This window comes from Ancylobacter sonchi, assembly GCF_018390695.1.
GTDB classification, from domain to species: Bacteria; Pseudomonadota; Alphaproteobacteria; order Rhizobiales; family Xanthobacteraceae; genus Ancylobacter; species Ancylobacter sonchi.
Genome location: NZ_JAHBGF010000019.1, coordinates 1 through 10061, shown reverse-complemented (window position 1 = coordinate 10061; position 10061 = coordinate 1). Strand labels below are relative to the sequence as shown.

Here is a 10061-nt window from a genome sequence, read left to right as displayed (position 1 = left end):
GCGACGGGTCCACTCTCGTTCGTTCAGCCGCCGCGACCCGCACCCAGGTGCACGCCGCGACTCCCGCAGTCGCTCACGCCGACAGCAGCGCCGCGCGCTCCAGCCGATCGCGCACCACCGGGCGCTCCAGCGGCAGGCTGGCGCGGTCCTGCGCCTTCAGCGCCGCGAAGGCGCCGTCGGTCGCCTCCAGCGTCAGCGCCACGTCCTTCTCGGTCAGCGCCGCGTTGATGAACATGTTGTGGTAGGGGTGCAGGTACACGCCGCGCCGCACCGCCGCCGCCGTCCAGAAATAGCCGAGCCGCATCTCCGGGTCGTCGGCGAACAGGATCTGCGGCATCTGCACCGGCCCGCTCTGGCGCAGCGTGAAGCCATGAGCCGCCGCCTGGGCGTCCAGCCCCTCGCGCAGCATCCGGCCCATGCGCTCGGTGTGCTCGAGATAATCGCTCTCGCGGACGATCTTCAGCGTGGCGATCGCCGCCGCCATCGGCACCGCCGAGAACCAGTAGGAGCCAGTGACGAACACGCTGGTGGCCGCCTTGCGCATGTGCTCCAGCCCGACCAGCGCCGAGATCGGCTGGCCATTGCCGATCACCTTGCCGATCGAGGTCAGGTCCGGCTTCACGCCCAGCGACGCCCAGGCGCCGTCGCGCGACAGGCGGAACGCCGCGCGCACCTCGTCGAGCACCAGCACCGCGCCCTCGGCGTCGGCGAGGCGGCGCGCCTCGCGGGCGAAGGTGGCGTCGGGTTCGGACTGGTCGCGGAAGGTCTCGTGGCGGAACGGGGTGGCGAAGATCGCGGCGATGTCGCCTTCATGCGCCTTCACCGCCTCGGCGAGGCTCTGCGGGTCCTGGTCGCGGTAATAGACGATATGTCCGCGATCCTCGGAGAGGATGCCTGCCGGCCCCGGCGTGCACCACGGCGCGGCGCCGTGATAGATGCCCTTGCCGACCAGGATCTTGCGCTTGCCGGTATGGGCGCGGGCGATCACCGTCGCCATCGAGGTGGCATCGGTGCCGTTCTTGCAGAACATCGCCCAGTCGGCGTGGCTGAGCATGCCGACCATGTCCTCGGCCAGCGTCACCATGATCTCGGACGGGCCGGTCAGCGTATCGCCGAGCTGCATCTGAGCCCGCACCGCCGCGTCGACCTCCGGCTGGCGATAGCCGAGCAGATTGGGGCCGTAGGCGCACATATAGTCGATATATTCATTATCATCCGCGTCCCACAGCCGCGTCCCCTCGGCGCGGCGGAAGAACTGCGGGAAGTCTGCCGGCAGCAGCGCTGTCGATTCGTGCCCGTACATGCCGCCGGGGATCACCTTGGCCGCCCGTTCCTTGAGTTCGGCATTGCGCGAATTGGTCCAGCTCATGAAGGAGATCCCGGTTCTGGAAGGAGGCGCCGGCGATGCGCGTCGGACGGCCGGGCGGTGTCCCGAAACGCTCCACAAGCATGTCTGGCGAGTTCGACAAGGACAATAATGATAAAAATATCGACTATCAATCGGAAACTGCACATACGCGATGCGGGCGATTTGCGGCACCGCCGCCGCCCGGCTAGCCTCCTTCGGGGAAAAAGCGAGGCGGGGGCAGGATGAGCAGCGATACCGGCGAGGCTGACGCCAGCCGCGAGAGCGACGATGACAGCGAAACCATGGCCACCGAGCGAGCCCCGGCGCGCCGCCGGCGCGGCCAGCTGCGGCTGAAAGTGCTGATCGAGGCCACCGACTCCCTGCTCGCCGAGCACGATGTCAGCGAGGTCGGCCTCTACCAGATCGCCGAGCGCGCGGGGGTGCCGACCGCCTCGATCTACCACTTCTTCCCGAACAAGGAAGCGGCGCTGGTGGCGCTGGCGGAATCCTGCCTGGCGGAGATGGGCGAGACCGTCCGCGTCGAACTGACGCCGCGCCCGGCGACGTGGCAGGAGCTGATCACCCGGCGGGTGCGGGCCGGCGCCGCCTACTACAATGAGCACCCGGCACTGATGAAGCTGTTTCTCGGCGCCAGCATCAGCGCCGAGGTGCGCAAGCGCGACATGGCCGGCACCCTCGCCATGAGCGAGGCCCGCATCGAGCTGCTCGAACGCTATTTCGTCATGCCACCGGTGCCGGACTGGATCGACAGGGTAGCGACCTCGCTGGCGCTGTGCGACGGCATCTGGGCGCTTTCCTACAGCCAGCACCGCTGCATCACCCCCACCTCGATCGAGGAAAGCACCCGCGCGGTCCTCGCCTATATGCGACTCTATTTGCCGGAATGGATCGCACCGCGCCCGCCGCAGGCCGGCGGATCACCACCGACCCGACAGCCATAATGAGAGAAATATCGGTTTGAACGATTGACGACACCCGTCAACTGGCAAATCCTCGCCGACAGCCAGGACGTTAATCGACTTCACCGACGCTTCGGCGGCACGAGGCGGCATGACAGATAGCCAAGATGCTGGCAGCCAGGATACCGGCGGCCAAGATACCGGCGGCCCAGACACCGGCGGAACGCTCCACCGCCCGCCAGTCCGCAAGCGAGGTATCGAGCGCTTCGAGCATCTGCTCGACGCCACCGCGACGCTGATCGGCGAGCGCCCGGACGAGGAGGTCAGCCTCGCCAACATCGCCGCCCGCGCCGGCGTGCCGCTCGCCTCGCTCTACCATTTCTTTCCGAACCGCAACGCCGCGCTGGTGGCGCTGGCGCAGCGCTACCACCGGCAGATCCACGAGCTGGCCACCTTCCCGGCCGGCAGCGCGCCGCTGCGCTGGCAGGATGTCTTCGCCTTCCGGGTGCGCAACACCGCCCGCTTCCTCAACGACAATCCGGCGGCGCTGCGCCTGTTCATGGGGGCCGGCGTCAGCGCCGAGGTGCGCAACACCGACGTGGCCGGCAACGACCGGCTCGCCGCCATGCGGGCGGATTACCTGCACCGCCATTTCGTCATGGCGCCGATGCCGGACCTGCCCCGGCGGATCGCCGTCTCACTGGCGATCCTCGACGGCATCTGGGCTTATTCCTATAGCCACCATCGGCGGATCACCGACGAGTATGTCGACGAGGCGATCCGCGCCACGCTGGTCTATCTGCGCTGCTTCCTGCCCGAAGAGCTGCAGCCGCGCACGGATTGAGCGCACCTTCCACCCACACAGCTGCGCCGCCTTCAAGATTTTATCGACTTTTCTCTCATTTTCTTCGACCCACTTTCGGGGCCGAACGGCGGCAGCTCGCCTGGTAACGCCCCATTTCCCAACCTCGAAACTGCGGGAAAGATCGGCGAAAACAGCCGCAGAAGCGGCAAAATCGTGCCTAGACCCCAGCCATACCGCTCAAATTATCGGCAAGCGGGGCCGTCGCCGCTCTTTCGGTCAAAGTCGCGTTGATAATCGACAAAATTATCATTATTTATTTTCAACAACAGCGAGCGCGGCCCTGAGCATGCCGAGCCTGCCGCGTGGAATTTCGCGCGCGGCGATCCGGCGGCGGCAGCGGGCGACGGCCCTCCACCGGTGGGAGAACCGCCGGGAATATCGAGTTCGTCGCGGCGCCGGATGCCGAGGCCGCGACGTCCATCCGCAACCCGCGTCCTCGACCCAGATATCGACCCAGGCATGATCGAAGGGGAACCCAATGGCATATGACGTTCTGGCGCGGCCGCTGCGCCTGATGGGAAGCACGGCGCTGGCACTGACGCTCGCCGCATCGCTCGCGACGTCCCTCTCCTCCGCCGCGAGCGCGCAGGAGAAAGACACGCTGGTCATCGCCCGCTCGATGGACGTCAACGCCCTCGATCCGGCCCGCGCCTTCTGCGACACCTGCCAGATCGTGCTGACCTCGATCTACGATCCCCTCACCACCCTGGCGCCGGACAACAAGACCATCGTGCCCCGCCTCGCCAAGAGCTGGGAAGCCAACGAAAACCAGACCGTCTTCACCTTCCACATCGACCCGACGGCGGTGTTCGCCGATGGCTCTCCGGTGGAGGGCAAGGACGTGAAGTGGTCGTTCGAGCGGCTGAAGAACATGAAGGGCAACCCGTCCTTCTTCATGGACGGCGTGAAATCCATCGAGGTCACCGACCCGAAGACCGTCGTCATCACGCTCGACGCCTCCAACTCCGAGTTCCTCAACAAGCTCTCGGCCGGCTTCACCGGCGTCATCAACAGCGACGTCGCCATCGCCCAGGGCGCCACGGCGGATGCCGACGCCGACAAGACCGACAAGGCGGAAGCCTGGTTCCTGACCCACTCCGCCGGCTCCGGTCCCTTCGCCCTCAGCGCCTACCGGCCGGATGACGAACTGCGCCTGACCCGGAACGAAGCCTATTGGGGCAAGAAGCCGGCCTTCTCGGAAGTGGTGTTCCGCCAGACCAAGGATTCGGTGGCCCAGGCGCAGATGCTGGAATCCGGCGCCGCCGACATCGCCATGCAGATCGACATGGACACGGCCGGTTCGCTCGCCTCGCCGCAGGTGAAGACCGAGATCATCCCCTCCTACAACTTCCTCTACATCGCGCTCGGCGCCGGGGCGAAGTCGAACACGGTTCCGCTCACGCCGGACGTGCGCAAGGCGATCGCGCTGGCCATCGATTATGAGGGGATGATCGACTTCACGGTCGGCGGCAAGGGCAAGAAGCAGTCGACCGCCATCCCCAACGGCTTCTCGGGCACCGAGGGTCTGCCGGAGCGCAAGGAGAACCTCGCCGAGGCGAAGGAGCTCCTGAAGAAGGCCGGCGTGCCGGACGGCTTCGAGATTGAGGCGGTCTATCCGAACGACAACATCTATGGCGTCGACATCAACCTGATGATGCAGAAGGTGCAGCAGGACCTCGCGCGCATCGGCGTCAAGGTCAGCCTGAAGCCCTCGACCTATCCGGTCTGGCGCACCCAGGTGAATGGCGACGGCATCCCGCTCACCGCCGTCTACTACGCGCCGGACTATTACGGCACCGGCCAGTATGCCGACTATTTCGCGATGATGCCCGGCACCTCTTGGTCGAAGCGCGCCGGTGCGGCCAACAATCCGGCCATCATCAACTCGAAGGAGGCGCCTCTGCTCGCCAAGGCGCTCGCCTCGGCCGGCGCCGACCAGGAGAAGGCCTTCCACGAGCTCGCTTTGGAGATGATGGCCGACAACATCATCATCCCGATGGTCTCGCCCGACCTGGTGCTCGCCCATCGCGCCGACATCGAGGGCGTGCGCTACAGCGCCTGCTGCAACCTGCCGGTCGCCGAGATCAGCCGGAAGAAGTGAGATGCTGCGCTTCGTGCTTCGCCGCGTCATCGCCACCCCCCTGCTGCTGCTGGGGGTGGCGACCGTCGCCTTCTTCCTGTCGCAGATGACCAAGGGCGACCCGCTCTCCGCGATCGTCCCCGAGCGTCAGATGAACAACCCGGAAGTGGTGGCGGCGGCGAAGCAGAAATGGGGCCTCGATAAGAGCCTGCCGGAGCGCTACGCCCTCTATATCGGCAACCTGGTGCAGGGCGATCTCGGCACCTCCTTCTCCACCCGCCGCCCGGTCAGCGCCGATCTCGCCGACCGGCTGCCCGCCACCTTCGAGCTGGTGCTGGCGGCGATGAGCTTCGCCACTCTGTTCGGCATCACCCTCGGCGTCGTCGCCGCGCGCTACCGGGACCGCGCGGCCGACTATCTCGCACGCATGTTCGCGCTGATCGGCTCGTCGCTGCCGGTGTTCTGGTCGGGCCTGCTGCTGCTCTTCGTGTTCTCGGTGCAGCTCGGCTGGCTGCCCGGCCCGGGCCGGCTCGACGCCCGCAGCGTCGCCCCGCCCGGCATCACCGGCCTCTACACCATCGACGCGCTGCTCGCCGGCAACCTGCCGCTGTTCGTCGAGGCGCTGCACCATCTCCTGCTGCCGGCGGTGGTGCTCGGCTGGTCGGTGGTCGGCGTCATCGTGCGGCTGGTGCGCTCTAGCCTGCTGGAAGTGCTGGGGCAGGACTATATCCGCACCGCCCGCGCCAAGGGGGCCGGCGAGAAGCGGGTAATGTTGCATCACGCGCTGCGCAACGCGCTGATCCCGACGCTGACCATCATCGGCTTTTCCTTCGCCTATCTCATCACCGGCGCGGTGCTGACCGAGACGGTGTTCTCCTGGCCGGGCATCGGCTCCTATGCGGTGTCCTCCGCCCGCTCGCTGGATTTCCCGGCGATCATCGGCGTCACGCTGGTCGGCTCTCTCGCCTTCCTGCTCGCCAATCTGGCGACCGACCTCGCCTATGCGCTCGCCAATCCCCGCGTGAAGCTCCAGTGAGGCGGGCGCGATGACGGACCGGACCCTCGACATGGCCCTCCCCGCCGCCAATAGCCGGCCCTCCGCAGCCGCGCGGGCACTCGCCGCGCTGCGCCGGCTGCCCGCCCCCGCTCTCTTCGGCGGCGCGGTTGTGCTGTTCTGGGTGATCGCCGCGCTGACCGTGCAGTATTGGGGCCTGCCCGAGCCGCTGCAGATCGCCGGCAAGCGGCTGCAGGCGCCGAGCCTGTCGCACTGGCTCGGCACCGATGCGCTCGGCCGCGACGTGCTCTCGCGCACGCTGCACGGCGCGGTGTTCTCGGTGCCGGTGGCCATCGGCGTGGTGGCGGCCGGCGTCGCCATCGGCGCGGCACTCGGCGCCATCGCCGGTTATGTCGGCGGCGTGGTCGACGGGCTGATCATGCGCCTCGTCGACGTCACCGTCGCCTTCCCGCCGATCCTGCTCGCCATGACGGTGGCGGCGATCCTCGGCCCCGGCCTCGTCAACGCCGCGTTCGCCATGGTCATCGTCTGGTGGCCGATCTATGCCCGGCTGATGCGGGCGCAGGTGCTGGAGGTGCGCGAGCGCGAGCATGTGGAAGCCGCCGTCGCCGGCGGCGCCGGGCACACGCGGGTGCTGTGCGTGCATATCCTGCCGCTGTGCTGGACGCCGATCCTCGTCAACGCGACGATGGATTTCGGCCAGGTCGTGCTGCTCGCCGCCTCGCTCAGCTTCATCGGGCTCGGCGCCTCGCCGCCCACCCCGGAATGGGGCTCGATGATCTCCGAGGGCGCCTCGCGCTTCTACAATTGGTGGGTCGCCTTCGGCCCCGGCATGGCGATCCTCACCTTGGTGCTCGGCTTCAGCTTCCTCGGCGACGGCCTGCGCGACCTCCTCGACCCGCGTTCCAGCTGAGGGCGATCATGACAGTCCTCGATCCCACGCCGCTCATCGACATCCGCGACCTGCGCGTCACCTTCAACACCCCGCGCGGCCCGGCGGAGGCGATCTGCGGCGTCGATCTCAGCCTGAAGCCGGGCGAGGTGCTGGGCATCGTCGGCGAAAGCGGCTCCGGCAAGAGCGTCGCCATGATGGCGCTGATGCACCTGCTGCCGCCCTCGGCGACGATCACCGGCAGCGTGACGTTTCATGGCCGCGAGCTGGTCGGCGCCCCGCGGGCGGAGATGGACCGGCTGCGCGGCGCGAAGATCGGCATGATCTTCCAGGATCCCCTCACCGCCTTCAACCCGGTGCTCACCGTCGGCGCACAGATCGTCGAGGCGCTGCGGCTGCACGACGCCGCGCTGTCGAAACGGGCGGCGTGGGACCGCGCCGTCGAGCTGCTGGCGGAAGTCGCGATCCCGCAGCCGGACCGCCGCGCCGCCCAGTACCCACACGAATTCTCCGGCGGCATGCGCCAGCGCGCCATGATCGCCATGGCGATCGCCAACCGGCCGGAGCTCCTGATCGCCGACGAGCCGACCACGGCGCTCGACGTCACCGTGCAGGCGCAGATCATGGACGTGCTGCACAAATTGCGCGAGGAGCGCGGCATCGGCCTCATCCTCATCACCCACGATCTTGGCGTCGTGGCCGGTGCCGCCGACCGCATCGCGGTGATGTATAGCGGGCGCATCGTCGAGCAGGGCACGGTGGACGACGTGTTCTACGCCTCGCGCCATCCCTATACGCGCGGCCTCATCGCCGCCCTGCCCCGGCTCGATGGCGGCGACGGCCCGCTCACCGCCATCGAGGGCACGCCGCCCTCGCTGTTCAACCGCCCACGCGGCTGCGCCTTCCGCCCGCGCTGCCCGGTCGCGCTCGCGCCATGCGGCGAGGACGTGCCTCCGCTGCGCCGGGCCGGCGTGGTGGAAAGCGCGTGCTGGCGCGCCGCCGATCTCGCGGAGGTGCCAGTATGATGGAAACCCACGCCACCCCGGCTCCCGAGCCGATCCTCGAGGTGCATGGCCTCGTCAAGGATTTCCCGGTCGGGCGCGGCCTCCTGCTCAACAAGCCGACCGGCCATGTGCGCGCGGTCACCGGCGTGTCGTTCAAGCTCGGCGCCGGCGAGACGCTCGGCCTGGTCGGCGAGTCCGGCTGCGGCAAGTCGACCCTCGGGCGCTGCATCATGCGCCTGATCACCCCTACCGCCGGCGAGGTGCGCATCGACGGCCGCGACATCGCCAGCGCCTCCCCCGCCGAGCTGCGCGCCATCCGCAAGGATCTGCAGATCGTCTTCCAGGATCCGCTCGCCTCGCTGCATCCGCGCATGAAGGTGCGACGCCTCCTTGCCGAATCCCTGCGCCTCGCGAAGCTGCCCGCCGCCGCGCTCGCCGCCCGCATCGAGGAACTGCTCGCCCTGGTGCAGCTCTCCCCCGAAATGGCCGAGCGCTACCCGCACGAACTCTCCGGCGGCCAGCGCCAGCGCGTCGGCATCGCCCGCGCTTTGGCGCTGGAGCCGAAGGTGATCGTGCTCGACGAGCCGGTCTCGGCGCTCGACGTCTCCGTGCAGGCCGGCGTGCTCAACCTGCTGCAGGACCTGCAGCGGCGGCTCGGCGTCTCCTACTTGTTCATCGCCCATGATCTGGCGGTGGTCAGGCACATCTCGCGCCGGGTGGCGGTGATGTATCTCGGCGGCATCGTCGAGATCGCGGCGGTGGAGGACCTCTATGCGAACCCCCGCCATCCCTATACGCGGGCGCTACTCTCCGCCGTGCCGCTGCCGGACCCGCGCGCCGAACGCTCGCGCTCGCGCATCGTGCTCAAGGGCGACGTGCCGAGCCCGATGAATCCGCCGAGCGGCTGCCGCTTCCGGACCCGCTGCTGGAAGGCGAGCGAGCTGTGCTCCCGGGCCGAGCCGCCGCTGCGCCAGTTCGCCGACGGCCATTTCGCCGCCTGCCACCACCCGGAAGGTTCCGGCTGAGGCCAGCCGCGCGCCCTATCCCCGCGCCCGCCGGTCGGCTACACCGGCGGCGCCCGCCCGCGTCGCCCGACGCCCCGTTTCCTGCCAGCTTCCGTCATCCCGTCATGCGCCGCGCCGATTTCCTGCTGCTTATGTTCGTCTGCTTCATCTGGGCGGTGAACGTGGTCATCGGCAAGCTGGTCTTCGTCCATATGGCGGTGCCGCCGATCTACTACGCGGCAATCCGCTTCCTGCTGGTGGCAGGGGTGCTGGCGCCAATGCTGCGCCCGCTCCCCGAGCAGCTCGGCCGTATCGCCATCGTCGCCCTGCTGGTCGGCGCTGGCCATTTCGGCCTGCTGTTCCTCGGCCTGACCGCCTCCACGCCGTCGAGCGCCGCCATCGTGCTCCAGCTCGGCATCCCCTTCACCGCCATCCTGTCGGTGACGGTGCTGCGCGAGCGCATGACCACCAAGGCGGTGGTCGGCACCGTCGTCGCGCTCGCCGGGGTGCTGGTGGTGATCTGGAACCCGGACGAGATGCGCGCCTCGATCGGCCTTCTCGCCATTGTCGGCTCCACCCTGTCGCTGTCGGTCGGCAGCATCCTGCTCAAGCGGCTGCGCCACATCGAGCCGCTGCGCCTGCAGGCCTGGGTCGGCGTCATCTCGTGGATGCCGCTCGCCCTTGCCTCGCTGACATTGGAGAGCAACCAGCTCGCCACCTCGCTCGATGGCGGCTGGCTGTTCCTGGCGGCGCTGCTGTTCTCGGTGGTCGTGGTCACGGTGTGGGCGCACACCAGCTATTTCGGGCTGCTGCGCCGCTACGACGCCAATCTCGTCGCCCCGCTCACCCTCGCCATGCCGATCATGACGGTGGCGCTCGGAGTGATGATCACCGGCGATGCCGTCGGCCCGCGCCAGATCGCCGGCTCGGTGG

General features: G+C 68.4%; 9 protein-coding genes. 8 read left to right on the top strand and 1 reads right to left on the bottom strand.

Going from position 1 to position 10061, the window contains the following annotated elements:
• Positions 1–73: 73 nt before the first annotated feature.
• Entirely contained in the window at positions 74–1369 is a 1296-nt protein-coding gene (locus KHC28_RS10050) for an aminotransferase class III-fold pyridoxal phosphate-dependent enzyme (protein WP_214008220.1), read from the bottom strand.
• 221 nt (positions 1370–1590) lie between these two features.
• Here KHC28_RS10050 and KHC28_RS10045 point away from each other — a divergent pair, with 221 nt between their 5' ends.
• The 8 genes from KHC28_RS10045 to KHC28_RS10010 all read left to right on the top strand — a co-directional run.
• Positions 1591–2310, top strand: a complete 720-nt coding sequence (locus tag KHC28_RS10045) for a TetR/AcrR family transcriptional regulator (protein WP_214008219.1) — start codon at positions 1591–1593, stop codon at positions 2308–2310.
• A 109-nt stretch (positions 2311–2419) separates the two neighbouring features.
• Positions 2420–3112, top strand: a complete 693-nt coding sequence (locus KHC28_RS10040; RefSeq protein WP_214008218.1) for a TetR/AcrR family transcriptional regulator — start codon at positions 2420–2422, stop codon at positions 3110–3112.
• Positions 3113–3647: 535 nt separating this feature from the next.
• On the top strand, positions 3648–5234 hold the full coding sequence (locus KHC28_RS10035; protein ID WP_214008327.1) for an ABC transporter substrate-binding protein: 1587 nt from the start codon (positions 3648–3650) through the stop codon (positions 5232–5234).
• Position 5235: 1 nt separating this feature from the next.
• The gene (locus tag KHC28_RS10030) at positions 5236–6249 is read left to right on the top strand and encodes an ABC transporter permease (protein WP_214008217.1); all 1014 of its coding nucleotides are present in this window, start codon (positions 5236–5238) and stop codon (positions 6247–6249) included.
• 10 nt (positions 6250–6259) lie between these two features.
• On the top strand, positions 6260–7141 hold the full coding sequence (locus KHC28_RS10025) for an ABC transporter permease (RefSeq protein ID WP_246564656.1): 882 nt from the start codon (positions 6260–6262) through the stop codon (positions 7139–7141).
• A gap of 8 nt (positions 7142–7149) precedes the next feature.
• Positions 7150–8145: an ABC transporter ATP-binding protein gene (locus KHC28_RS10020; protein ID WP_214008216.1), complete on the top strand. Its 996-nt coding sequence runs from the start codon at positions 7150–7152 to the stop codon at positions 8143–8145.
• Positions 8145–9149: an ABC transporter ATP-binding protein gene (locus tag KHC28_RS10015; protein WP_214008325.1), complete on the top strand. Its 1005-nt coding sequence runs from the start codon at positions 8145–8147 to the stop codon at positions 9147–9149. The genes KHC28_RS10020 and KHC28_RS10015 overlap by 1 nt, the downstream gene beginning before the upstream one ends.
• Before the next feature lie 104 nt (positions 9150–9253).
• A partial coding sequence (locus KHC28_RS10010; RefSeq protein ID WP_214008215.1) for a DMT family transporter occupies positions 9254–10061 on the top strand: 808 nt, incomplete at its 3' end.